The organism is bacterium (genome assembly GCA_021372515.1).
In the GTDB taxonomy this organism is placed as follows: domain Bacteria; phylum Gemmatimonadota; class Glassbacteria; order GWA2-58-10; family GWA2-58-10; genus JAJFUG01.
Map to the genome: position 1 here is coordinate 1 of JAJFUG010000123.1, position 24,478 is coordinate 24,478.

The window sequence follows — 24,478 nt, forward strand, 5'->3', positions numbered from 1 at the left end:
CACTCAATAACCCAGCGCCGGGTTGGCCCCGGTGCGCACAAGCTCGCGGAAACGCTCGCGCAGCTCACGGTCCACCCCGGCGCGGTCCAGGGTGCGCTCCACCTCGTAGCTGCTCACGCCACTGCCCAGCCCGCCGATATAGATGCTGAGCGGCTGGGAGGCGGAGGCGACCGTGGAGGCCGAGGCGGAGGCGGCCTGGCTGTAGCCGCCGCCTGTGTTTGCATTCTGGTACCCGCCACCCTTACCCAGGCTCCCTGCCAGGCTTTTCAGGGCCGCACCCAGGGCGATCAGCCCGATCGAGGCAGCGGCTGCAGCAAAGGGATTCATCGACTTGAGCGCAGTGAACGCCGTGGAGGCCAGTCCTGTTAAAACTCCGAGTTGCTTGGCATAATCGGCCATGCCGGAGAAAATCTGCCCGGCCATGCCCTCGAACACCCCGGCCAAAGCTTGTTTGGCCTGCTTGCCACCACCGGTCAGGCTGCTGAAAAGCTGCGTGATACTGTCCCCGGCCGAGCGGTTGCCGCCCAGGATACTCTGCACCAGCGAGTCGTAGCCCTCACGCACCTGCTCGATCCCGGCCAGCGCTCCGCCGGCGCCCAGGCCGCCTGCATCCTGGCCGCCCAGACTCAGCCCTGCGGCCGGTGTTTGTGCGACCGGTGCTTGAACCCCCGGCGCACCCGCCTGCTCCCGCATGAACCCGATCGCTCCCAGGGTGGCCTCCTCCGGCCCGCCCATGTCGCTACGCTGCATCATCTCTCTCCTCCCGAAACGATATATTGTATTACAATATTTCATTTTTTCCAGAACTTTCTAATCTGCTCGCTCTCGAACTCGGCCCGCGCTGCCAGCGCTGCCTGGTATAGGTCCAGATCCTGCCAGCTCAGGCGGCGCGGGTCGGGACGGAAAGTCTCGACATAGGTGCAGAGCAGCAGGGCGTACTCGACCCGGGCGTTGCGTTCCTGCGGGGCGCCCGCCTGGGACAAACGCCGGCGGACGCCCCGGATCAGTTTTTTATGTCCGCTCCGCTCAGGCTCCCGGCGCGGGTGAGCAGCAGCTGCACGGCCCAGGACTTGTGCTCCACGGGCAGCAGGGCCCGCCATTCCCGGCTGTCGCCCTCCGGGAACGAGTAGCCCTCGGTACGCAGGATACAGCGGTCGTAGAGGCGCTCTCCCGCGCCCAGGTAGTCGGCGCCCTGACGGCTTCCGGCATCCATCTCGCTGCGGCCCAGGTAGCCCCAGTAGGCCTTGCGGTCCTCGACATCCGGCTCACGGAAAACATGAACCAAGGTGTAGCTTTCCCCCTCGCGCTCCACGCTCAGCTCGATCCTCACCTCGCCGCCGGCGCCCAGCGGGAACAGTTTCACGCTCTCATCCATTTTCATCCTCCTCACGCATCCATGAAGCGCGCGGTCGAGCCCTCGGTGACCGTGACCCGCAGCGGCCCGCCGCAAGAGTTGTCGTAGGCCCCCTCCACGCTCAGTTCCAGGCCCATCACCCCATCGCCGTAGTTGTACTCCAGCCCGGTGAACACCGCGTGCGGCACCGAAAGGGCCAGCTCATCGCTGTCGACCGGGTTGGAGCCGCTGATAGTCTCACCCAGCACGCTCAGGTTGATCGCGCTGGCGGAGCCGTTCTGGTAGGCGCTGCGGAAAGCGATTAGGTCGCCCGCCTCGGCGGAGAGCGACAGTGACAATCCCATCTTGCGCTCGGCGGTCAGTGGCCAGAGGCTGGGGTAGATCCGATCGGCCTCGCTGGCCACTCCGCGCCAGGCCTGGTCGGTCTTGAGGCCGTTCTCCAGGCTCAGACTGAACGAGCGCAGCTGCGGGTGACGGTCGGCGCCGGCCAGGCTGAACGCGCCGGCATAGTTGTACAGGTAGCGCTGGGCCGCGGTGGCGGGCCAGGTGAAGCCGCCGAGCGGCCCCACCAGGCGCGAGGCGACAAAGCTACCGCCCGCGCTCAGCCGCTCGGAGCCCTCGCCCTTGAGGCTGAGTTTCACACAGGCCACGTCCTGCAGCAGCCAGTCCTGGCCGTCCTCGTGCAGGGCCAGACTGGTGACCGCGGCCTCGCTCACGCTCTGCAGGCTGGGAAAGGCGCTCACGTGCTCGTAGACCCCGGAGGCGTTGGTCGTGGCGCTCTCGCCCGAGAAAAACAGGGCCAGCAGGAACGCGACAAATCCAACCGGCAGGGGCTGCTCGGGCAGCTCGAACTCCACATGCTGGCGCAGAAGTCCGCGCTGGGTCTCCCAGTCGTGCCCGGCGCCCACGTTGCCCCGGTCGGACCAGTGCTCCAGGCTGGGTTTCAGGATCAGCGGGTCTTTCAGGCGCAGAAAACGGTCCAGCCGTCCCACGGACAGGGGGGCGCCAAAAGCGCTCTGACGGGAGGCGGACCAGGCCACCCGGCTGGCTGTCCTCGATACTTTGACCATCTCTCAACCTTTCATCTTTGGATTATCAGTTTCATTCCCGGCCGGTGACGCGCCAGGTCTTGAGGCTCAGCTCGAACGCAGTTATGCCCTGCTCCTCGATCTGCTCGTTCTTGCCGATGGAGGCCAGCTCGAGCGGGGCCAAGCCCTCCAAGCCGAGGCTCGCTCCCATCAGGGCTCCGCGCACCGCATCCAGAAGGTCGTAACCGCCCTCCAGGCTGAACCCCGGCCCCCGGAAATCCTGCGCCACCAGAGTGACCTTGAGGCTCAGCTCCTCGCGCACCAGGCAGCGGTCCGTGGAGAGGGTCTCGTAGCTCAGGCTATCCAGGGCCACTCCGGCGAAGGGGGCGGTGCGGCCCTCCTCCAGGAAACTTCTCACCGATCCGGCGAACGCTGCGGCCCGCCCAGGTCCGAGTTCGTCGATGTCCTCCAGAAGTGCCACCAGTGCGTCCGATATCTGTTTCAACGTGACTGACAACTTGTCTGCCTTTCCGCCTGCCATTTCCAGGCATTAAGTTTCGCTTTGCCGTCCTGTTCGGTTCAGAACAGGTCCAGCTTTTCAGGGCTGTAAACCCGCTCCTCATCCAGAGTGTCGGTGCGCCACTGTCGTTCAGGGCTATCCGCCACCTGCCCGTCCTGGCCCAGTCCGAGGCTGAGTCGTCCCTCGGAAGCCTGTTCCAGACGCTGACGGCAGTCCTCGTAGTTCTTGCGCCAGAGCTCGCTCACCACCCGCCGACGCAGATAGAGGTTGTAGATCGCGATCCGGGCGCAGAGAGAAACCAACCCGGCCGGTGCTGGATTTATCTCCCGCAGGCCGGGGTAGCGCCCCAGCAGGTAGCTGTCGATCTCGGCCCCGGCGCCGCGGATCACCTCGGCCGCCACCGCTGCCACCTCCTCGCTTGCCAGCGTGGCGCCGCTCTCCCGGCTGCAGAGCGCCACCAGTTCGACCGGGTCGATCCAGCGGGTGAGGTCGTTGAGAGTGCAATATTCCATGGCTTTCCTCTTTCGTGTCGGGTGCGCCGCCATTGCGGCGGTAATTTCCGGGCTCCGGATGCACGGGCCGGCCCGCCCGCCGCCAGAGGCGGCGGGTCCCGGCCGGGCGCGTACGCGCCCGGCCGGGGAGGTCCCCCTGGGACCCGGGCCGGCCCCCTCGGGGCCACGGGAGGTCTTAGGCCTCGTAGGCCCCGGTGATCAGGTAGCCGCAGGCGGCGCTCACCACCTCCTCGGTCTGCTCGACCAGGCCCTCGACCACGGTGGCGTGACGGCCCTCGTCGCGGTAGCGGAACGCGGCCACATCCAGAGTGCCGGCGATCGGACGGCGGAACTGGTAGGCCAGCGACATCGAGCGCTTGCTCGGGATTTCGCGCTCCACGTAGCAGACCAGCACGCTGTTGGCGTCCCAGGCGAAATCCAGGCTCGGGGTGGCCACGCCCGGCGCGGCCTCGTCGAACAGCGCCAGCGGGATCACCACCTCCAGGCCGAACAGCTTGGGCGGCAGCTCACCGTTGACCAGAAGGGTCGAGTCGGTGTACTTGACCAGCTCGCGGATCTGAGAGTCTTTCTTGGCCGCCACCGCGATATGCGGCGGGATGACGATCGTGTTCGGCTCCACGCCGGCTTTCTTGCGCACGGAAAGCCGCGCCGTGTCGATATCGCCCTCGATGTCCACGCCGCTGTCGGCGTTCCAGGCCTCGGAGGCGCCGCCGTTGTTGGTCAGAACGGAGGGCGAAAGCAGCTTGCCCACCACGCGGGTCTCGATGGCCAGGCGCAGCTTGCGGGTGATCAGGGCCATGGCATCGCGCTCCGGGTCGATCACCGCCCGGTCGGCGTTGTCGAACTCCTCGTCCGCGATCAGCTCCTTGAGGCCATACTGACTGCACGAGTAGGTGGCCGAGCCGTAGCTGCGGCGCACCTCGTTGCTCTCGGTCAGCGGGGCGCGCAGGCTGTCGATGTCATCGCGCAGGCCGGAGGTCTCGTTGAAGACATAGTACTTGCCGCTGGTGGTGGGCACGCGCACCACCGGGGCCAGGCGGTCGGCGACGAACGGGCCGCCGCCGCGCAGGCTTTCCATGGCGAACTGGGTCAGGGTGCGGTTCAGGTTCTGGGTTGCATAGCGGTCGGACATGTGTGCTTCTCCTTATTGCTTGTCGGTGTTTGCGTCATTTGTTTGTCAGACAGCGGCCGGGTTATCCACGCGAACCGGCCATACCACCACCGGGATCAGCTGATCGGCGGCGCTGGAGGCGCGCAGGGCGTAGCCCACGAAATGCTGGGCCGTGCCCTGGCTGGCCGCGGCGGCGGTGGTGACCCGTCCCTGGCTGTCGCTGAGCAGCCAGTCGCCCTCGGCGATCCCGCTGCCCGCGGCCACGGCCAGCACGGTGCTGCCGCCCTGGGCCACCCGGGCCTCGCGTCCGGCGAACCCGGTTTCGGCCAGGATACCGGCGAATTTGGCCGAATTGGCCCCGCTCACAGTGAGCACGCCGCTGTCCAGGACCACGCATTTGCCGCGGGCGATATCCGCGCTGCCCACGGTGAAAGTGTCGGTGTTGAGCAGTCTCTCTCTCAGCCTCACAGTCATCTTCCCCACTCCTTCAGATTGGTGTTTTTCGATTGCAGCGGCCGCCTCAGACGGTCGCATTTCCGGTGCGCACGCGGGCCAGGGCCTCGGCGAAACCGAGCGACGGTTCGCGCGCCATCAGCTCCAGTGCCGAGTCGTGCTCCGGATCCTCCGGGAATCCGGCGAAACGGGCGCGGCTGCGGCGAAGGGTCTCGGCCTGTGAGCGCTCACCTGTCTCCGGGGCCGACAGCTCGGCGAACAGAGCCAGACGGTTGCGCTGGCGCACGCTTTCCAGCAGCGCGGCACGTCCGCTGTCATCCAGGCTCCCGGCAAGGGATGCGTAGGTCTTGCGCTCGGCGGGTGTCAGACAGCCCTCGGCAGAGGCAGCCTCCAGCGCCCGCTCGAACTCCTGAAGCCCGGCGGCGCGGTCGGCCTCGGCCAGACGGGCGCTCAAGCCTTTCATTTCGGCCTCGGCCTGCAGGCGGGCGGCGCGTTCCTGCTCCAGGGCGGCCCGCAGGCAGACCGTCTCCTCCTCCAGGCGCACCAGACGGGTCTCGTCCAGCTCGCTCAGCGCGGGATTCGGCTGACTTTCCGGCGCCTCCTCCAGGCCCATCTCACGGCACTCCAGGTGCGCGGCGTGTTCCTTTTCCGCCAGGAGCGAGGGTTCCGGCGAAAGGCCTTTCACCGCCGGGGCGGCCGCGCCCAGGAATGTGACCGCGCCCAGGTAGGTGCGGCCGGTAGCCGAGAACGGCTTGTACATCTCGATACTCCGGCTGCGGTAGGCGCCGCTTGTCAGCCAGTCTCTCAACTGGGCCGACAGGTCGCGCAGACGCGCCTGGAGCCTGTCCCCGGCCACGCGCAGGCTCTCGACCCAGCCGTGGGCCGGGCCGCTGCGCATGTGCTCCACTGTCACCGGGGCTTCCTGGAGCTGGGGGTCGTAGTCGGCTGCGATCTGCTCCAAATCCTCGGAGGTCAGTTCCACCTCCGCCGGAGCACCGCCCAGGCTGCCGCGCCAGCGGCCCACCCGCGCCACATCCCACCAACCGTCGATCCGCTTGTCGTCAAGCGCCTGCTTTTCCATCCTCTTCCCCCTCGTCTTGCGGTTGTTTATTCTCAGTTTCTTCTTCCGGGGCCTCATCCGGGACTGTTTCCGGTCCCTTCTCCGGCCCGCCGCGTCCGGCCAGGCAGGCCTCCTCGGTCAGCGGGGCCGGCACCCCGATCTGGCCGCGCAGCCAGGCCTCCGGCACGCGCAGGCCCAGGTCGTTCACCGCTGTGCTCACCGCGCCCAGGTAGGCCGCCAGGTCCTTTTCCTCCTCGTATGGGATACGGAATCGCGGGTAGCGCCCGCTCTCCGGCGGCCCGAAATTCAGGTCCACCAGGGTGCGGATCACCCGGTCGAGCTGCTCCTGCTGCCAGAGCGAGTCATCCTCCAGGATATGCTGCTGGCTCTTCTCCTGAAACCGCGCCAGGGCGAACGTGCCGCTCTCACTCTCCGTGCTCAGGGTCTGACCCAGGATCGCCTTGGCGTACTGACGGTCCACGTATTCCTGGATGATGAAGCGGAACACCTCGATCACACCCGCGCGGCCCACCTCGGTGATCTTGATCTCCGTGCCCTCGGGGCCGATCCCCACCGAGTTGCCCTGCATGCGCCGCAGCACGTCCAGAAGGGCATCCTGCTCCGTGCCGCTCGTGCCCTGTGGGTAGTTGGCCCACAGGTAGGGCGCGCCGAACTTTTCGATGAAGCGCACCAGTTCCTTGACCGCGTTGTTCTTGAAATACCAGAGCGGGTAGAGCTGAGCCAGCAGGCCCCGTCCGTAGGGGGTCTCGTCCGCGCCCCAGGTGTTGAGGATGAACTTATCGCGGGGCATGGCTTTCTCATCCGCCCCGGCCAGTCCCACCAGCACCAGGCGTCCCTCGCGGTCGAAACGGAAACGCTCCGGGTCGCGGTTGCGGAAACCGGCTATCCCCACCTCACCCTTCGGCCGGGCCTCGAACATGATCTCGGCCGGCGCGAACCCGTGCGACACCCCACGGAAAAACTGCCCGCGGCTGAGGTGAAAGCCCTCCACGCCCTCCAGCACGCGGCCCACCCAGTCGGCCAGCTCGATGTCGGCGCGGCCCTCGCCGCCGGGCGCCACACGCCAGCCCTGGGCGGTCACGTTCAGGGCGCGCAGGCGGAAACACAGCGCCAGCTGGCTGTCCTTGCGCAGCATCTCGTTGTACAGTTGCAGGCCCTCGCCGGAGTGCTCCTCCAGCGTGCGGTCGGGGTTGGGGGCCAGAGAGCCGAACACCGCGGCCAGCGGGTCGGCCTGCCAGCCCGACAACTCCCGCCCCACCGTGATCGCCATCCGCGAGCGCCCTCCACCGCGACGGCCGCGCGGCCGTTTTCTTTTCTCGCTTGTCAGCATCAGCCGAACACCTTCCTCAGTTGTTGAGTGCTTGTCCTGGGGCTCTCGAAATGGAACCCCTCGGGCCTGGAGACCTTCTCCAGCATCTGCAGCGCCATTTCCAACGCATCCGGGCCATCATCGTGCTCCGCCTTGGGGAACAGCCGCAACTGGTCGAGCAGGGAGTGCTGGCGTTTCTGGAAACGCAGTGTGCCGTTACACACCAGGGGCTGAAGGCGCTGGATTCGCAGAAGCTTGTCCTTGGTGCTCTTGATCCCCCGCACCGGCGGATAAATTCCGGCCTCTTTCGCCCGCCTCCGCAGCTCGTCCTTGAAAAATTCCTGGAACTGAACGCTCTCCACCCCGATCAGCGCGGGGGCGCGTCGGCTGTACAGCTCCAGCACCGCCTCGATGATCGAGTCCGGGCTGCGCTTCTCGATCTCCGCCTCCAGCACGTAGACCGCCCCCAGCTTGTCCCGTCCCAGGCAGATTATGGCCGAGGGATCGTTGTACCGTCCGGCCCCGCCCAGCGAGGGGTCGACCGCCGCCACCAGGGTCAGACCGGCCGTGTCCAGCTCGCTCTCCTCGAAATAGCGGAACCACTCCGGCTGGAACAGGCAGTCGCGCGGGTTGACCGGCTCGTTCTGGATTTCGCTGTCGAAACTGGCCGGGCCCTCGGCCACGCGCAGCTGCATCAGGTCGTAGTAGCTGCGGTGCGCGGGCCAGATCACCTGCGTGCCGTCCAGCATCCGCTCGCGGTTGGCCGCGAAGAAACCATCCGCCCGCGCCTTCCTCTGACGGGGCGGCTGCGACAGGTCGGTGAACAGACGCTCCCACTGCTCCCACAGCCCGTTCTCGGCGCTCCAGGCGATCACGCCCTGCCATTTGCGGCTGTAGAACACCGGGTTTTTCAGCAGACGCGGCAGAAGGCTGTCCGTGTGCAGCACCGTGCCGATCACCACGATCACCGCCTCTTTGGAGGCGCATTTGGAAAAAGCCTTGTAGAACCATTCGGTTATCCTGTCCCTCTGCTCCGCGGTGCGGCTGTTCCTATCGTTTTCCAGGTCGTCGCCGATCAGAAGGTCGGGCCGCCATTGACGGTTCCTGAGGCCGCGGATGCCGCCCCCGGTGCCGCGCGCGGTCACCTTGATCCCGTTGCGGGTGACTATCTCCTTGCGTGTCCAGAGCGGCCCGGGGCCGCAGAGTTCCGGGAAACTTTCAGCCAGCCGCGGGTTCGACTCCAGCTCGATCTTGATGTCCCCGACATGGCTCTGCGCCTGGGCCAGGGTGTCCCCGGCGATCAGGATGAAATGCCGCCGGGCCGTTTCCGGGTAGCAGATACACCACAGCGGCAGAAAGAGCGTGGCCAGGGTGCTCTTGGCGCTTTCGCGCGGCGCCGCCACCGCGATCCGCTGGCCCTCGCCGCCCCGCACCGCGCCTCCCAGAAGCTCGTACATCTCGCGGTGGAACCCGCTCTCCGGGGCGCGGCAGTAGTGTGGCAGGAACAGCCGGGCAAACAGGCCCACGTCCAGCTCGCCCTGAAGGCGGCGACGCTCAGGCTCCGGCAGCCTTTCGATACTGTCCCGCCAGCTCCCGGCGCTCTGTTTCTCCGAGGGTATGGATTCCGGCCGCCGCTTCCGCGAACTCCCGGCTGTTTGTCTCACCTGTCGGCCGCGCCTCCTTCCCCGCCCTTTTCCCGTTCCCGTAACCGTAGACACTGCGCATCCGGAACATCAGAGCTACCCGATTGCCATCCTGGACATGCTGGTCCAGTTGCTTCTCGTCACAAGCAATGGCCCGGTTTTCAGCCCTTTCCAGCGCCGCGGCCAACCGTGAGTCGTCCGCCAGCGCGGCTTGCAGCCCGGCCCAGCTCAGGTTGGCCCAGCCGCAGGCGCCCTTGCGGCTGCCCCCACGGCGCAGGTGCCGCAGAAGCCGGAGCAGGCGGGTGAACCCCAAACTCTCCGCGCAGTCTGTCTCCGCCGCCCTTTCCTGACTCATGTTTTCCCTTTTTCGCATCGGTCACCCCATCCTGGCGGCAATCGCCAGCCCGATCGTGGCCAGGGTGGCCAAGAGGCCTCCCACGCCGCCCCAGACCCCGGCTTTCACCTCCAGGCGCGCCACCGCCGGGATCAGCTCATCCAGCTTGCGCAGAAGGCGGGCCTGGCTGTCGTACAGACGGTCCAGGCGCTCATCCGAGAATTCCTGCTGCGCGTCCAGACGGGCGATCTCCCCCTCCTTCGGGCATTTCAGGCAGAGGGCGCCGCTGTCGTTTCTTTCCATCGCTCTGTCTCTCTCCGATTGGTTTGCCGACCGCCGGAGCGGGCGCTGTTGACTCCTCCGCTGCCCGCCCGGCCCCCGGTGGCCCGGCTTCCTCTGTCGCGGCCTGATGCCGTCCGAGGAGTAGCCTGACCCCGCTCCGTGCTGTCGGCTGTTCTCCGGCTGTGGAATCCGGATCGCTCTTTCCGCTGTCCGGGGGGTTGGACCACCGGGAGGGGCGCTGTTGCTTCCCGTCGGGCCGCCTACGTCGGCGTCCCTCTGGTTACGGCCCCTGGCCGTGTCGGGAGTGGCCTGACCCCGCTCCCGGCGGTCCTTCCCCCTGTCGCTCACCACCCGCGTTAATCGCTCACCCGCGTTCCGGTTTTCCGGGCCGGAACCACTGCCTGCTCTCAGTTCAGAACCGCCACTGCAACCCCGCCCGCCAGCGTGGGGCTTCTTCGCCCGGGTGCGGGTCGTAGCCGCCGTACAGTCCCAGGTTCCTCCGGTCGAGCCGCCCCAGAAGCCCCCGTTCGCCCCATTCGAGGCTCAGCCCTGGGCGGCTGACGGGGCCGAGAGGTTTTTTTGCAGCTCCGCCGAGATGATCCGCGGCGCGTTGCTCGAGGTCAGCCCGCGGCTCATTCCATCCGCCAGCGACTGGCCCAGCGCCCCCAGCGAGGGCACACCGCCGATCACCCCGATCGCCCACTCGATCACGCTGTCCGGCAGGTCGGGGAACAGCCCCCGTATCAGAAGCACCAACAGCGTGCCGCCGATCCCGGCCAGGACCATTTTCACTTTCTTGCTGTCGTTCATCCTTAGTCCTCCAGTTCAGTTTCCGCCTTTGCCTCTGCCGCGCCGGGTGCGGGCTCGGCAGGTCCCACCTGCACGTGCAGGTGCCCTCCCATCGAATTCACCTCGTGGAGCAGGGCGGTCCGGGCGCCCGCGCGTCCCAGGTAGGTGAAAGAGCTGTTGAGCCAGTCGCGCCAGGCCTCGGCCATGGCCTGCTCCAGGTCGCGCGTCCGGAAATCCGCCGCCCGGCCGTACTCGTGCGGTGACCGTCGCTGCGGGCTGTCCGGGTAGATCGCCCGTTGTTCCTCGTGGCTGCGCAGCAGGCAGGTCAGCACCGCCGGCCGGCCGCTGGCGCGCCAGTGCCAGTGGGCTGCCGCGGCCACGATCACGCGCAGGGCAGGGTGGAGGCTTTCCGGGTCGTTCCACTGCGCCTCGATCCGGCTGTCCTTGAAACCCAGATATGAAATTACATCACGTTCCGTGCGTTTCATTTTTGTCTCCTTTCGATTGTGTCGCTAATTTAATAACTTTTTGTTTGTTTTTCCAGCACGTTTGGTTCGTTTTGTTCGTTTAGAGCGCATAGAGCAAAATATTTTTTCGGCAGCCAGCCCCGCGACGCACAGCTCCGCTCCAGACAGCAGGACTTTACTTTTACAGCCGATATGGGTAGTATTGACCTGTAGGGAGGTGGAAGCGGCGGCCGTTACAACCAGTTCCAGCCAGATTGGGGAGGATGACGGCAATGAAGACACAGGATGTTTTCAACGGAGTGGCCCGCGAGGAGAAAGAGGGCGGGGAGTCCCCGGCGCGCGTGGTCCAGGTGCTCGATCCGTTCAACCTGGTGATCGATAGGGGACGGAACATGGGAGTGGAACGAGGGGAAGTCTTCGAAGTCTATCGCCCGCAGGAGAGCGCCGTGCTGGCCGGGGAGGCGCCGCAGGTGTTCATCAGGGGCCTGGCAGAGGTGGTCGCGGTGTACAAAAAGACCGCCGCCCTGCGCTCGATCACCCCGGCTTTCATTATCGAGCGGCCATCGGCCATACCCGGCTACCTGGGCGGCCCGCAGATCGAGGTGGTGAGCGGCGACAGCGGCCGGATCGCCCCGTTCGAGGATCCGCAGGTGGGAGATCTGGCCCGGCCGGCCCACGGCGCGGATTGACCGGCCGCTCTCACCGTCCGCGCTTTATCTCGCCCGCGCCAGGCCGAACTTGAACATCGCCGGCCCGGCCACCTGGAAAATGGCGATCGAGCCGATCACCACATTCCTGAAAGTCGCACTCTCAGCTTGCCCGCCACGAAAGCGCCCAGCATCAGGAAACCGAACTGAAGCGAGAGCGGGGGAAACAGGCTTTGTGCAGTGGGAAGGTGCAGCAGGGACAGCATCAGCAGGACCAGGGCAGCCAGTCCGAATATACGGCTCATGGTCGGTCTCCGCTTGAGGGGTCAGCCGGCCCTGGCGGCGTTGCGCGCCGCGGCGGTCTCGCCCGCCCGGCTCAGGCTCCACTTGAACAGGGCCGGTCCGGCGCTCTCGAACAGGGCGATCGAGCCTATCAGCACATCCCGGTACAGCTCGCCCCAGCCCGGGAACGTGGCGGCCACGATCACCGCCAGGCTGAGTGCCACTCCGCTCTGGCTGAGCAGCCCCAGCCAGACCGTGCCGCGCACCGGCTGATTCTCGCCAGCCGCCCTCGCCCCGGCTGTGGCCCCCAGCCAGACAAACAGCGTGCGCGAGGCCACCAGCGCCGCCGCCAGCTCCCAGCCCGCCGCCAGGCGTCCCAGGTCGATCTTCGCCCCGGCAATGGCGAAAAACACCACGTATATCGGCAATGCCCCGCGCTCAATCGCCTCGACGAACTCACGCCCGCGGTCCGACAGGTTGTTGATCAGAAGGCCAGCGCTCAGGCAGATCAGCAGGGTGTGAAGGTGCAGGTGCGCCGCCGCCTCGGCGGTCAGGAAACTGACCGCGATCACGAACAGGGTCAGCTCGGTCCGCACCCACCGCATCCAGAATATCACTATAAAGGCCAGCACCACTCCAGCCGCCACCGACCCGCCGATCTCCCTCGCCAGTCGGGCGGTCAGGTCGCCCTCCCCTCCGCCCTGAAGGCCCAGCAACTGCACCCCGGCGGCCAGTCCCACCGCGAAACACACCACCACCAGGATATCCTTCAGGATCGTGATCCCCAGCACCAGTTCACTCAGTCGTCCCCGCGCGTCGCTCTCCACGATCACCGCCACGGTCGAGGCCGGGCTGGTGGTCAGCGCCGAAACTCCGAACAGCAGCCCGAACACCAGGCAATCGAGCGTGGACAGTCCCGCGGTGAACCAGCGCCCGGCCAGGAACATCACCACGCTCACCCCGATCAGGGTGACCAGAACCTGTGACCCCGTGATCAGGGTGAACGAACTCAGGCGCGAGCGCACCCGGCTCAGGCTCACCTCGCCGCCCGCGGACAGGGCGATCAGGCTGAGGGCGAAGCTGTTGATCGCGCTCAGGTCGGCCACCGCCCGGCGGTCCAGGAACCCAGCCGCGTGCGGCCCGAACAGTATCCCGGCGATCAGGTAGCCGGTGATCCCCGGCAGACCCGCCCGCTGGGCCAGCTTGCCCAGCAGGAACCCGCCCAGCAGAACGAACCCAAGGCTCATGCTCAGCGTGGCCCCGCCGCCCACTGGAAGACGCAGCAGAAGCAGCATCAACAGGATCAGGGCGGCCAGCGAGAACACCCGGCTCATGCATCCTCCCTGTCTGCGCTGTCCATGAAAAGAGCGGCCCGCGCCGCCCGGGCCGAGAAGAACTCGGCGCAGATCACGGCCAGAAGGCCCACTGTCACAATCGTGGACTCGCTTTCCCCCTGGAACAGGAGCTGGCAGTTGGCTAACAGGGCCACACTCATCCCGCCCTGGCCCAGAAGCGCCAGGCCGCCGCGCCAGGCGCCCGGCTCCAGGTCGGCCGAGCGCGCGCGGCTGGCCAGGGCCATCACCGTGGTCTTCACCACGCTGCGCGCCACAAGGTACGCCGCCAGCAGCAGAATCACCGCGGACGCACCCGCTGCCGACCCGATCCGCCAGTCCGCCCCGGTCAGCACCAGCAGAAGGATCAGGATCGGCTTTTCCCGGGTGACCAGGATCCGGAAAACACGCTCCCCGGCTGGCAACAGGTTGGTCAGGGTCGAACCCAGCACCACGGTCACGAACAGGCTCGAAAGCGCCAGGTACGAGGCCACCCCGCCCGCGAACACCGCGAATGCGATAATGAGCAGGGTCAGCTCGCGCTCGTTGTGACGGTGACGGGCGAAAGAGTAGAACAACAGGCCCAGGATCAGCCCCAGAAGCACCGAGGCCGCAACCCATTCCAGCGCGGCCCAGGCCCCTCCACCCGCCGGGTGCCTGTACCCGGCCGCCAGGGCGAACAGCACGAGCGGCAGCAGCGGGTCGAGACTGGTGGTGAAATGCGCCAGGCGGGCCAGACGGTGCCGCACGCGGCCGCCCGCCACCGCGGCCAGGGCCGTGGCCGTGGGGCTGCTCACCGCCCCCAGCGCAGCCAGCACCGCCACCGCGGAAACCGGGTCCTCCAGCGCCTCCGGGAAGAACCGACTGACAACCAGCCAGAGCGCCCCGCCCACCGCCAGCAGGCTTAGCCCGGATTCCAGCAGCAGCACGCGGAAAAACACTGCCGGGAACCGCCGCAGGTGTGTCCAGCGCAACTGCAGCCCGAACAGCAGCCCGATCCAGCCCAGGGCCAGTTCCTTAACCGGCTCCAGGTTGTGCAGCAGCTCCGGTCCGGCCAGGCCGAACCCCTGGCCGCCCAACGCCAGGCCCAGCACCAGGTACAAGGCAGTCGTAAACCTGAAATAGCCCGGGTTCTGCCCAGCCCGCGTGCGCAGCAGCACACGCCCGCCCGCCAGGGCCACCAGGGTCACCAGCAGCACACTCAGGATTGTCAGGCTGGATTCGCTCATTACGTGGTCCGTTTTCGCAGTGTCCGGTTCGACAGAAAGAGCCTTACGGATATTCTATCACAGGGGGAGCGGGAGGTAAACAGCGCAGTAGGAAAAAAAGAGGAACACCGGATGGGTGAAACAAACGAATTACAGCTTCAGTCCGCGCACGATTTCCAGCGGCAGGGCCATCAGGATGCCGGTGCCGGGACGCTCCAGACTGCCGCAGATGTCCTCGATCAACTCGGCCGCCTGCTCGAAAGTCTCACGGTCGGGCAGCACGGACAGGATGGTCTTGTTGTGCGGCCGCCCCCCTGAGAGCATGCCCTGCAGGCCCGCGAAAATCGGGATGTCGTGGCTCAAAACCCGGCCCATACCAGTGCTGTCGAGGATCGTAGCCCCACCGATCCCGATCTCGAGGAAACCGGAAAGAATCTCCTCCAGGAGTTCCTCCCGATTGAGCACGAAAATCATCAGCAGCGGCATACCGGCTCAACCCTTGTGTTTGGCGTCCTCCTCAGACAGGATGCCGAGGATTTCATCCACCGTGGCGGCTTTCTTGATCGATTCGACGAAGTTGGAGTGCTGGATCAGGCGGCTGATCCGGGCGAGGGTTTTCAGATGGCGGTCGCTGGAGGCGGGGGAGCCGACCAGCAGGAAGACGAAATGCACCGGGGCGCGGTCCAGGGAGTCGTAGTCCACCCCCTGCGGCGCCCGGCCAAGCACGATCAATTGCTCCTGGACCTCGGCCGATATCGCGTGCGGCACCGCGATACCCCGACCGATGCCGGTGGTCATGATCTTCTCGCGCTCCATCAGGCTGGCCAGAAGGCGCGAGGTGTCCTTGATCTTGCCGGCCTCGCGCAGACAGTCCACCATCTTGCCGAGGAGCTCCTCCTTACTGCATCCCGTCAGGTCCGGGATCACGGTGTCGGGAGAGACGAAATCCATCAGTTTCATACCGGCTCTTTCCTGCTGTGGTTCAGAGGGCAAGCGGCGTTATTCCCAGATATGCCAGTCTACCGCGAGCTCCTGACGGCGGCGCACCTGCTCGTCGATGGCCTTGCGCACCGTGGACACGTCCGCCGGCAGCTCCACCAGGCCGTTCAGGTAGCGCGCGTTCACCTCGGTCAGGCCGCCGCGCTGGTACTCGGTCTTGAACTCGGTGAATTTCAGCCCGTGCGCGGTCGAGACCACCACCACCCGGTCGGTGGGCTTGATCACGCCCCGGTGCACCAGCTTCAACGTGACTGCCAGGGCCACCCCGGTGTGCGGGCAGTTGAACAGCCCGGTCAGGTCGCCCAGGGCGCAGGCGTTGGCCAGTTCGTTCTCGGTCGCCTGCTCCACGATCCCATCGTACTTTTTCAACGCATCCACCGCCTTGCGGAAACTCACCGGGTTGCCGATCTGGATCGCGCTGGCCAGGGTTTTGCCCGCGGTCACCGGGTGGAACTCGCGGAAACCCGTCTTGTAGCTCTGGTACAGCGGGTTGGCCTTGGCCGCCTGGGCCACCACGATCCGCGGCTTCTTGGTGGTCAGCCCCAGGTCCAGCAGCATGTCGAACCCCTTGCCCAGGGCGCTCACGTTGCCCAGGTTGCCGCCCGGGATCACCACCACGTCCGGTATCTGCCACTCGAACTGCTGGGCGATCTCGATCGAGACCGTCTTCTGGCCCTCGATCCGCAAGCTGTTCATCGAGTTGGCCAGGTAGATACGCTTCTCCCGGGTCACCTCTTTGACTATCGCCATGCAGCCGTCGAAATCCGTGTCCAGGCACAACGTGATCGCCCCGTTCGAGATCGGCTGGATCAGTTGCGCGGTCGAAATCTTGCCTTTGGGCAGGAACACGATCGAGGGGATGCCGGCGCAGGCGCAGTAGGCGGCCAGCGCGGCCGAGGTGTCGCCGGTCGAGGCGCAGGCCACGGCCTGGATATCCGTCCCCTCCGAGATCATCTGCCTGACCATCGAGACCAGCACGGTCATGCCCAGGTCCTTGAAGCTCCCGGTGTGGCTGTTGCCGCACAGCTTGATCCAGAGGTCCTCCACCCCGATCATCCGTCCCAGGCGCTCGGCCCAGAACAGGTTGGTCCCGCCCTCGTACATCGAGACCACGTTGCGGTCCTCCACCGCCGGGCAGACCCATTCCTTCTTGCCCCAGATCGCGCTGCCGTAGGGCCACTCGGCGCTCTTGTAACGCTTGTCGAAAAGATGCTTCCAGCCCTCGGCGTCATGCGCGGCGGCCAGGGCCGACGTGTCGTGGGTCACTTCCAGCAGGTTGCCGCAGCGCTCGCAGGTGTAGATCACTGAATTGATCGGATACTTTTCCCGGCAATCGGGATTGATGCACTGGAACCAGCAGCTATAGCTCATTTTAGGAGACTTCTCCGCAGAGGTCGGCTTTGTCTGTGATTTGGAAAACGAATGTAAAAGCTAAGGGGCGGGGCTGCGGCAGTCAATGATAAAAAGGCTCAGCGCACCAGGATAACCAGGGCCGTGACAAGGCCGGCGAGCAGAAAGACATTGAAATAGAGGAAATACCAATGGCTGTCGGTGAGCGCCGCCTCATCGGAGGGACGGCCCGGGGCGGGTTCGACACGGGAGCGCCGCTGGTCGGCCCGGGCGCTCAACTCACTCTCCAGGGAGCGCTGTATCTCCTGCGCGGTTTCCGGGTCGGATTTCTCGATCATCTGGAGAGCCAGGCGACGGCGGCGCACGATGTTCTCGAGGTGCTTGTTGCGCTGCGATTCCCCGAGTTCCTTGGCCGAGCCGGCGCCATAATTCTTCTGCACCGAGGAGTGGTTGTAGAAGCACTTCATTATTTCCAGACGGTCGAGCAGCATCTGGCGCTTGCGCTGATTCTCGATGCGGCCGCTGATCACCCGCTCGCACACCTCGGTGAACCGGCGGACACGCTTTTCGACCTGGTCGTCGCTCAAGGCGCGCAAACAGGTTTCCTCGATCAGATCGTCGATTGACTCCTGAATCTCATCCATCAAGTCTTTCCCCACAGATCGAACCAGGTTTGCTTCCTGCGCGAGCCTCCGGCTGTTTCCGTTCCATATCGTAAGCTTATTATATTCGACCCGTTCCGGGCTGTCAAGACAGCCGACGCCCCGGCGCGGCAGGAAAATGCCTCCCAGAGAAAATATCGGAAAAACCGGGGCTTCCCTTTAGCGCAACCCCGCATTCCTTTGCCGTTCAACGAACTCGGCCCCCACGCCGCGGGATGCCGTCCGCAGAATCGCTCCACGGGCGGCGCTGCGCTCCCGCCCGCTCGTATCCCATTGACACCCGTCTGGCTTTGGTCTACAATAAAAGAGACCATTTTCCGCTTCTTCCGTGGCATTCGGGCCTTGATGTACGCTTGTTCATCGCCCCTTGAGAAAACCCTCAAAAAGCGAGACTGCATTGGCTGAGTTCAGGCACGATCCGGTTCACAAAAGGTGGGTCATCGTTGCTGTCGACCGCAGCCGGAATCCGGATGACTTCGATGTCCCAAGGCGTACCCCGGACGGCGGTTTCTGTCCGCTGTGCGAGGGCCAGGAGAGCAAGACCCCGGGTGAGATCTTTGCCGTGCGCAGCGGCAACCCCAACCGTCCCGGCTGGAAAATCCGTGTCATACCCAACAAGTATCCCGTGCTGGCCGACAGCCCCGAGGGCATCAAGCGCAACGCGGTCGGACATTACGATTTCATCGCCGGGGCCGGCGCCCACGAGATTATCGTCGAGCACCCCTCCCATCAGGCCCTGTTCCACGACCTGGGGAGCGAGCACCTGACCGAACTCATCACCACCTACCGCCAGCGCGCCGCCACCCTGATGGAGAACGAGACCTACCGCTACATCATGCTCTTCAAGAACCACGGCCAGGCGGCCGGAGCCACCACCAACCACCCGCACAGCCAGGTGCTGGCCATGCCGGTCATCCCACGGATCGTGGCCATGGCCCTGGCCACCGCGCGCGAGCATTTCCACCTCAAGGAACGCTGCCTGTTCTGCGACCTGCTGAACCAGGAGATCGAGGACGGCAGCCGGGTCGTGGCCGAAAACGAGCATTTCATCTGCTACGTGCCCTATGCCTCGCGCTTCCCGTTCGAGATGGCCGTGTTCCCCAAGAAGCACCACCACGACTTTTCCAGCATGGACGACGCCCTGCTCGCACCCTGCGCCGAAATCCTGCAGCAGGCGGTGGGACGGTTGTTCGCCCTGTTCGGCGACCCGCCGTTCAACATGCTGGTCCATTCCGGGCCCAACACCAACCAGACCCCGCGCCGCGCCGGCTACTGGGGCACGCTGCGTTACGACTGGCATTGGCACATCGAGATCACCCCGCGGCTCAGCCCCATCGCCGGGTTCGAACTGGGCACCGGCATGTACATCAACCACACTCCGCCCGAGCGTGCCGCCGAGCTGCTGCGCCAGACACAGCCCCCGGCCCCCTCCGGCCAGACCGGGTTCCATCGCTATTGAGCCGTGCATCGGGGATGCACCGCCCCCGCGCGACTTGGAAATAAAAGGTAAATGTCGACCGTTGCCGAAACCCAGAGCGCCGCGCTGGAACTGATCCTCCAGTCCAGCCGCGAAGCGTTCCTGTTCTTCGACGCTGAGGGCCTCATCACCGGGATCAGCCGCCAGTTGGCCGGTATTTTGTCCTGGAAACGGGAGGACCTGGTCGGCAAGCCCCTTTCCGTCCTGTTCCCTCCCGAGCTGAACCTGATGCCCGAGGGCGGCCTCGCGCCCGGAGAGCACAACCTCAACGCGATCACCGGCATCAAGGCGCGGTTGTTCTCGCGCTGGTCACTTTTCCAAAGCTCGATCGACCCGCAGGTCAAGACCCTCTTCTTCCTGGAGCGCCTCTACGGCCCGGCGGATGCCGAGCTGGACTCCTTCGAGAACGCGATGATGGAACTGCTGCGCGCCGAGGAGCGCGACTCCATGCTCGAGGAGGCTTTCCGCGGCATGATCCTCGATGATCTGCCCGTGGGCGTGATGGTGGTCGACCGCGAGGGACGGATCGTACTGTACAACCGCGCCCAGGAGGTCATCACCGGCATCGCCCGCGAGCAGGCCCTGGGAGGCTACCTGTTCCGCGACTACGCCAGCCACGCCGCGCCCGAGGTGACAGAGGCTTTCGAGCAGGCCACACACGAGGTCGTGCGCGGACGCGAGCTGGAGTTCGACTACACCGACCGCTATGGACGGGAAAAACGTTTCCGCGCCCGTATCAGCACGCTGTACGGCAATGACGGGAACATCCACGGGGTGATCCAGACCCTCGAGGACCTCAGCGCCCCGCGCCGCCTGGAGCAGGAAATCCAGCGCACCCGCAATTTCCTCAAGCGCCTGCTGGACAACACACCCAACGCCATCCTCACCACCGACTCCACCGGGCGGATCAATTTCTTCAACCGCTCGGCCGAGATCATGCTCGGGTTCGACAAGCTGGGCGTCAACGACATCCGCATGGATGAGATCTACCTGGGCGGCTACCGCGAGGTGCTGCAGGTGACCCGCCTTCTGGAGGAGTCGGGCGGCACGATCGAGAACTACGAGACCTACTTCCGGGCCGCGGATGGCGATGAGTTCCCGGTCAGTCTGACCGGCTCGCTGCTCTACGACTCGTCCTCCAACCTCGAGGGCGCCATCTGGATCGTGCGCAACCTCAGCCTGGAGCGGCGGCTGGAAAGCGAGATACTGCGCAACGAGCACTACCTGGCCACCGTTACCCGCGACAGCGGGGACGCCATCATCACCGTGGACAACGACGGGAAAGTCAAGACTTGGAACCGCGGTGCCGAAAACATCTTCGGTTTCCGCGCCGAGGAAATGCAGGGCCAGAGCCTCGAACGGCTCCTGCCGCCCGGGGACTCCTACAACGGCGAGATGCAGTGGGTCGAGCTGCAGTTGGCCGAGCACGGCGAGCTGCAGAACTATGTCACCGAGCGCGTGGCCGCCGGGGGACGGCGCATCGTGGTCGAGACCTCGATCAGCCTGCTGCGCGACCACCGCGGGCGGGCCATCGGCCGCTCGATCATCCTGCACGACATCACCGAGCGCGCCCGGCTGGAACGCTCGCTGCACCAGCACATCAGCGAGCTGTCCATGATCAACGAGATCAGCGAGGCCCTGCTCTCGTCCAAGGACCTAAACGAGCTGCTGGGCATCATCCTGGTGGGCGTGACCGCCTCCCAGGGCCTGGGGTTCAACCGCGCCTTCATCCTGCTCGTGGACCACAAGAGCGAGTCCCTGGTCGGCCACTACGCCATCGGACCCTCCAACGCCCAGGAGGCCGGGATGATCTGGCACGAGCTGTACCAGAAAAAGCAGACCCTGCGCGAGCTGCTCGACTCCTACAAGCACAACGTGGGCGACCACGACATCCAGATCAACCGCGTGGTGCGCTCGATCCGCATCCCGCTGTCCGACGGCGCAAACCCGCTGGTGCGCTGCGTGGCCGAGCGAACTCCGCTCAACGTGGTGGACGGGGTGCGCACGGGGATTTTCCCCCAGTGGCTGTCCGACACCCTGGGCAACGACACCATGGCCATCATGCCCATGGTCTGCGAGCACCGCAGTGTCGGCCTGCTGCTGGTCGACAACCTGATCAACCGGCGGCCGATCCTGGAGGACTCGTTCAACATGCTGCGCGTGCTGGCCAACCTGGCCAGCCAGGTGGTCGAGCGCAACCTCCTCTATTCCAGCCTGGAGGAGAAAATCGCCGATCTGGACCGCGCCTACAAGGACCTCAAGGACAGCCGCGACCGCCTGGTCCGCGCCGAGAAGCTCTCCGCTGTGGGCGAGGTGGCGGCCAACGTGGCCCACGAGATACGAAACCCCCTGGTCTCCATCGGCGGGTTCGCCCGCGCCCTGTTGCGCGATTGTCCTCCCGAGGACCCGCGCCGCGAGAAAGTGCGTATCATCCTCGAGGAGGTCGGCCGCCTGGAGCGCTACCTCAACGACACCCTCACTTTCATCCGGCCCAAGGAGCCGGCGTTCCGCCCCAGCGACCCTAACGACCTGGTGCGCGAGACGTTCCGCATGATGGACAGCGAGATCGAATCCAGCGGGGTCGAGATCCGCCTCGAGCTCGACCCGGCTCTGCCACCGGTGGAGCTCGACCGCGACCAGATACGCCAGGTGCTGCTCAACCTGTTCCGCAACGCCCTGGAGGCCATGCCCGGCGGCGGCATGCTCACCGTGGGCAGCCGTTCCGAGAACGGATTTGTCACCCTCAGCGTGGCTGACACGGGTATGGGTATCGAACAGAAAAATATGGAAAAACTCTTCACCGCCTTCTTCACCACCAAGAGCACCGGCTCCGGCCTGGGGCTCGCTATCAGCAGCCAGATAATCAACAATCACAACGGCACCATCGGGCTGTCCAGCCGCAAGGATGAGGGGACCGTGTTCCACATCACTTTGCCTGTTCGGCAGCAGGCCCGCAAGGAGGAGAAATGAAAAAGCTGCTCATCGTGGATGACGAGAAAAACCTGAGACTGCTGTACAAGACCGAGTTCGAGGCCGAGGGCTATCAGGTGGACACGGCCGGGGACGCTCACGAGGCGCTCAAGATGTTCGAGCACGAGCGCTACGACCTGGTCGTGCTGGACATCAAGATGCCGGGCATGGACGGCCTCGAGGCCCTGGGCAAGTTCCTCGGCCGCGACAACAAGCTCCCGGTGATCATCAACAGCGCCTACGACTCGTACAAGGATAATTTCATGAGCTGGGCCGCCGACAGCTATGTCATCAAGAGCAGCGACCTCACCGAGCTGAAGCTGAAAATAAAGGAAGCCCTGGGCGAAAGCCTCTACCAGTTCTGAGCCTTGCCCTTCCGTAGCGGAAGGCTCGACAGGTGTTCTCCTCGTGGCTCGCGTGGCAGTGACGGATAATGACTGTTCTGTTTCGGTTTTTGTAGGGTCGCACCCGCGTGTGCGACCGGGCGGACCCATGTGTCCGCCCCTGTAAAAGTTGCACTGCCGATGGTCGCATATGGCGACGGTATCGTTCGGCCATGCTTCTTTCGCCGGAACGGAAAAAAATAAATAATTTAAAACCCATTTGCTGTATATATTGCTTTCGGAAAAGAGTTAGATTGTATCTATCTGTTTGCCACGGCTACACGGCGGCTGGGTTGGGACAGGTTCGTCAGGGACGATCACAAACGAAGAAGAGGGGGCTTGGCGGAATGGCATTGTCGATGCGGACACACAACGCTTTCCGGGACGTACTGACTGTGATCCTGGCCGGCGGGCGAGGCGAGAGGCTCTACCCCCTGACCAAGAACCGTTCCAAGCCCGCGGTGCCTTTCGGCGGGCCGTACCGCATCATCGATTTCACTCTTTCCAACTGCCTGAACAGCGGCCTGCGGCGGGTGAAGCTCCTCACCCAGTACATGAGCCACAGCCTCGACCGTCACCTCAAGCAGGGCTGGAGCATTTTCTGCCGAGAGCTGGATGAGTACATCGACAGCGTCCCGCCCCAGCAGCAGTATAAGGAAAGCTGGTACCGCGGCACGGCGGATGCCCTGTTCCAGAATATCTACCTGCTGGAACAGATCCACCCGCGCTACGTGCTCATCCTCTCCGGTGACCATGTCTACAAGATGAACTACGCCGAGATGCTGCGCTTCCACCTCGAATCCGAGGCCGACCTGACCGTGGCCACGGTGGAGGCGGAAAGCCGCCTGGCGGTCAAGACCCTCGGAGTCTTGCAGGTGGACAAGAGCTTCCGCATCGTGGATTTCGAGGAGAAGCCCGAGCACCCCAAACCCAGCCCTTTCCGGCCCGACCGCGTGCTGGTCAACATGGGCATCTACCTGTTCAACACCGAGTCCCTGGTGCGCAACGTGGTGGCCGACGCCAAGCGCGACACCTCGCACGATTTCGGCCGCGACGTGATCCCGGCGATGATCCCGCGCGAGCGCTGCTTCGCCCACAATTTCGTGGACGGTTCCGGGGGGGAAATCCTCTACTGGCGCGATATCGGTACGCTGGACAACTATTTCGAGGCCAGCATGGACCTGCTCTCCGCGCGGCCGCATTTCGATCTCTACGACCCGACCTGGCCCATGCGCACCTACATGGGCCAGTACCCGCCGGTCAAACTGATGCGCAGCGAGAACCCCGGGCCCGGGCAGGATGGGTTCGCGCGGGCCAAAAACTCCATCATCTCACCCGGCTGCGTGATCGACGGCGCCCGGGTGACCAACTGCGTGCTCTCGCCCGGAGTGTACATCGGCCCCGGAGCCGAGGTCGAGGACGCGGTGATCCTCCACGACAGCCGGATCGGCGCGGGCTGCCGCGTCCGCCGCGCCGTGATCGACGCCCATTGCGTGATCGGAGAGCGCAAGAGCCTCGGCCACGACCGCGAGGAGGACGCCCACCATTTCCAGCACTCCGACGGCGGCATCGTGCTCGTCCCGCGCGACTACAAGTACTGAATGTAAAAAGAGTGACGGCTCAGCGGGGAATTGAAATGTGAATAAGACCGAATACCTGCGGAAAAGTCTGCTCAATGCGGCAGGGACCGTTCTCTACATCCTGGGCGTGGCCTGGCTGATGTTCAACGGGAAGCACTTTATCGGCGACAAGCCGGACAATTTCCTGATGCCGGTGTTCATGCTGCTGCTTCTGGTCACCTCGGCCACTGTCTGCGGCGCGCTCGTCCTGGGAAAACCGGTCCAGCTTTTCCTGGAGGGCCAGAGGAAAGAGGCCTTCATCCTGCTGTTGTCCACCCTGGCCTGGCTGGTCCTGAGCACTTTGTGCGTCTTGCTGATTCTGATTATGTGACAACTGCCCGTCACTGATCGCCCCACCCGGTTGCCATCGGCGCCTCTGCCAGGGAACGGCCATGCAAGCCGCGATGGTGAGTTGCTTTTCAATCCCCTCTAAAAAGAGGGGTGGCGGCGTCAGCCGACGGGGTGTGTAGTTTATTTCCTTTCTGCACGGCCCCTCTCATTCCCTGAACCGCTCGATCAGCTTAAAGACCACGAACAGCCCCAGCCCCACGAAATTGAACTGCTCGTAGTAGCCCGATTCCGGATTCCCGCGCAGCATGCTCCTCTCGAACGAGAGCGCCGCGCGCACCGAGTCCGTGTTGATCGATTCCCGCCAGTAGGTCAGCGT

The 24,478-nt window shown here is 65.1% G+C and carries 28 protein-coding genes; 6 read left to right on the plus strand and 22 right to left on the minus strand.

Annotated elements, in window-relative coordinates:
* Window positions 1-3: 3 nt before the first annotated feature.
* The 15 genes from LLH00_12215 to LLH00_12285 form a co-directional block, all read right to left on the minus strand.
* On the minus strand, window positions 4-753 hold the full coding sequence (locus LLH00_12215) for a hypothetical protein (GenBank protein ID MCE5272031.1): 750 nt from the start codon (window positions 751-753) through the stop codon (window positions 4-6).
* 38 nt (window positions 754-791) lie between these two features.
* Window positions 792-983, minus strand: coding sequence for a hypothetical protein (locus LLH00_12220; GenBank protein MCE5272032.1), 192 nt, complete (start codon window positions 981-983; stop codon window positions 792-794).
* 20 nt (window positions 984-1,003) lie between these two features.
* Window positions 1,004-1,375, minus strand: coding sequence for a hypothetical protein (locus LLH00_12225; protein ID MCE5272033.1), 372 nt, complete (start codon window positions 1,373-1,375; stop codon window positions 1,004-1,006).
* A gap of 11 nt (window positions 1,376-1,386) precedes the next feature.
* The gene (locus tag LLH00_12230; protein MCE5272034.1) at window positions 1,387-2,424 is read right to left on the minus strand and encodes a hypothetical protein; all 1,038 of its coding nucleotides are present in this window, start codon (window positions 2,422-2,424) and stop codon (window positions 1,387-1,389) included.
* A gap of 31 nt (window positions 2,425-2,455) precedes the next feature.
* Window positions 2,456-2,863, minus strand: coding sequence for a hypothetical protein (locus tag LLH00_12235; protein MCE5272035.1), 408 nt, complete (start codon window positions 2,861-2,863; stop codon window positions 2,456-2,458).
* Window positions 2,864-2,961: 98 nt separating this feature from the next.
* Window positions 2,962-3,414: a DUF1320 domain-containing protein gene (locus tag LLH00_12240; GenBank protein MCE5272036.1), complete on the minus strand. Its 453-nt coding sequence runs from the start codon at window positions 3,412-3,414 to the stop codon at window positions 2,962-2,964.
* 175 nt (window positions 3,415-3,589) lie between these two features.
* Complete coding sequence (locus tag LLH00_12245; protein ID MCE5272037.1) at window positions 3,590-4,546, minus strand: hypothetical protein; 957 nt, start codon at window positions 4,544-4,546, stop codon at window positions 3,590-3,592.
* A gap of 45 nt (window positions 4,547-4,591) precedes the next feature.
* A complete protein-coding gene (locus LLH00_12250; GenBank protein ID MCE5272038.1) occupies window positions 4,592-4,999 on the minus strand; it encodes a DUF2190 family protein in 408 nt (135 codons plus the stop codon).
* Between the two features lie 46 nt (window positions 5,000-5,045).
* Window positions 5,046-6,059, minus strand: coding sequence for a GPO family capsid scaffolding protein (locus LLH00_12255; GenBank protein ID MCE5272039.1), 1,014 nt, complete (start codon window positions 6,057-6,059; stop codon window positions 5,046-5,048).
* On the minus strand, window positions 6,040-7,389 hold the full coding sequence (locus LLH00_12260; protein ID MCE5272040.1) for a DUF935 domain-containing protein: 1,350 nt from the start codon (window positions 7,387-7,389) through the stop codon (window positions 6,040-6,042). The genes LLH00_12255 and LLH00_12260 overlap by 20 nt, the downstream gene beginning before the upstream one ends.
* Window positions 7,389-9,032, minus strand: a complete 1,644-nt coding sequence (gene terL / locus LLH00_12265; GenBank protein MCE5272041.1) for a phage terminase large subunit — start codon at window positions 9,030-9,032, stop codon at window positions 7,389-7,391. Before terL ends, LLH00_12260 begins: the two co-directional genes overlap by 1 nt.
* Window positions 8,923-9,384, minus strand: coding sequence for a hypothetical protein (locus LLH00_12270; GenBank protein MCE5272042.1), 462 nt, complete (start codon window positions 9,382-9,384; stop codon window positions 8,923-8,925). The genes terL and LLH00_12270 overlap by 110 nt, the downstream gene beginning before the upstream one ends.
* A gap of 3 nt (window positions 9,385-9,387) precedes the next feature.
* Window positions 9,388-9,648 carry a hypothetical protein gene (locus LLH00_12275; GenBank protein ID MCE5272043.1) on the minus strand — a complete coding sequence of 87 codons (261 nt, stop codon included), beginning with the start codon at window positions 9,646-9,648 and terminating at the stop codon, window positions 9,388-9,390.
* Window positions 9,649-10,170: 522 nt separating this feature from the next.
* Window positions 10,171-10,437 carry a hypothetical protein gene (locus LLH00_12280; GenBank protein MCE5272044.1) on the minus strand — a complete coding sequence of 89 codons (267 nt, stop codon included), beginning with the start codon at window positions 10,435-10,437 and terminating at the stop codon, window positions 10,171-10,173.
* A 2-nt stretch (window positions 10,438-10,439) separates the two neighbouring features.
* Window positions 10,440-10,904 carry a hypothetical protein gene (locus LLH00_12285; protein ID MCE5272045.1) on the minus strand — a complete coding sequence of 155 codons (465 nt, stop codon included), beginning with the start codon at window positions 10,902-10,904 and terminating at the stop codon, window positions 10,440-10,442.
* A 251-nt stretch (window positions 10,905-11,155) separates the two neighbouring features.
* On the opposite strand from LLH00_12285, the gene LLH00_12290 reads away from it, so the two are divergent.
* Entirely contained in the window at window positions 11,156-11,572 is a 417-nt protein-coding gene (locus LLH00_12290; protein ID MCE5272046.1) for a hypothetical protein, read from the plus strand.
* A gap of 95 nt (window positions 11,573-11,667) precedes the next feature.
* Here the strand turns inward: LLH00_12290 and LLH00_12295 are convergent, their stop codons facing one another.
* From LLH00_12295 to LLH00_12325, 7 genes are all read right to left on the minus strand, one after another.
* Window positions 11,668-11,835, minus strand: coding sequence for a hypothetical protein (locus tag LLH00_12295; protein ID MCE5272047.1), 168 nt, complete (start codon window positions 11,833-11,835; stop codon window positions 11,668-11,670).
* Between the two features lie 21 nt (window positions 11,836-11,856).
* The gene (locus LLH00_12300) at window positions 11,857-13,146 is read right to left on the minus strand and encodes a cation:proton antiporter (GenBank protein MCE5272048.1); all 1,290 of its coding nucleotides are present in this window, start codon (window positions 13,144-13,146) and stop codon (window positions 11,857-11,859) included.
* A complete protein-coding gene (locus LLH00_12305) occupies window positions 13,143-14,372 on the minus strand; it encodes a cation:proton antiporter (protein ID MCE5272049.1) in 1,230 nt (409 codons plus the stop codon). The genes LLH00_12300 and LLH00_12305 overlap by 4 nt, the downstream gene beginning before the upstream one ends.
* A 129-nt stretch (window positions 14,373-14,501) precedes the next feature.
* Window positions 14,502-14,837 (minus strand): hypothetical protein, encoded by a 336-nt coding sequence (locus LLH00_12310; GenBank protein MCE5272050.1) that lies wholly within the window; start codon window positions 14,835-14,837, stop codon window positions 14,502-14,504.
* Window positions 14,838-14,843: 6 nt separating this feature from the next.
* Window positions 14,844-15,311 (minus strand): PTS sugar transporter subunit IIA, encoded by a 468-nt coding sequence (locus tag LLH00_12315; GenBank protein MCE5272051.1) that lies wholly within the window; start codon window positions 15,309-15,311, stop codon window positions 14,844-14,846.
* Window positions 15,312-15,350: 39 nt separating this feature from the next.
* Window positions 15,351-16,721, minus strand: a complete 1,371-nt coding sequence (gene thrC, locus LLH00_12320) for a threonine synthase (protein ID MCE5272052.1) — start codon at window positions 16,719-16,721, stop codon at window positions 15,351-15,353.
* A gap of 98 nt (window positions 16,722-16,819) precedes the next feature.
* Window positions 16,820-17,344 (minus strand): hypothetical protein, encoded by a 525-nt coding sequence (locus LLH00_12325; protein ID MCE5272053.1) that lies wholly within the window; start codon window positions 17,342-17,344, stop codon window positions 16,820-16,822.
* Between the two features lie 415 nt (window positions 17,345-17,759).
* Between LLH00_12325 and galT the strand changes: the two genes are divergently transcribed.
* The 5 genes from galT to LLH00_12350 all read left to right on the plus strand — a co-directional run bounded on the left by galT (window position 17,760) and on the right by LLH00_12350 (window position 24,142).
* Window positions 17,760-18,821 (plus strand): galactose-1-phosphate uridylyltransferase, encoded by a 1,062-nt coding sequence (galT, locus tag LLH00_12330; GenBank protein MCE5272054.1) that lies wholly within the window; start codon window positions 17,760-17,762, stop codon window positions 18,819-18,821.
* A 51-nt stretch (window positions 18,822-18,872) separates the two neighbouring features.
* Complete coding sequence (locus tag LLH00_12335; GenBank protein MCE5272055.1) at window positions 18,873-21,809, plus strand: PAS domain S-box protein; 2,937 nt, start codon at window positions 18,873-18,875, stop codon at window positions 21,807-21,809.
* A complete protein-coding gene (locus LLH00_12340) occupies window positions 21,806-22,174 on the plus strand; it encodes a response regulator (protein ID MCE5272056.1) in 369 nt (122 codons plus the stop codon). The genes LLH00_12335 and LLH00_12340 overlap by 4 nt, the downstream gene beginning before the upstream one ends.
* Window positions 22,175-22,539: 365 nt before the next feature.
* Window positions 22,540-23,793: a glucose-1-phosphate adenylyltransferase gene (glgC, locus tag LLH00_12345; GenBank protein ID MCE5272057.1), complete on the plus strand. Its 1,254-nt coding sequence runs from the start codon at window positions 22,540-22,542 to the stop codon at window positions 23,791-23,793.
* Between the two features lie 37 nt (window positions 23,794-23,830).
* On the plus strand, window positions 23,831-24,142 hold the full coding sequence (locus LLH00_12350) for a hypothetical protein (protein ID MCE5272058.1): 312 nt from the start codon (window positions 23,831-23,833) through the stop codon (window positions 24,140-24,142).
* The last annotated feature ends 336 nt before the right edge of the window (window positions 24,143-24,478 follow it).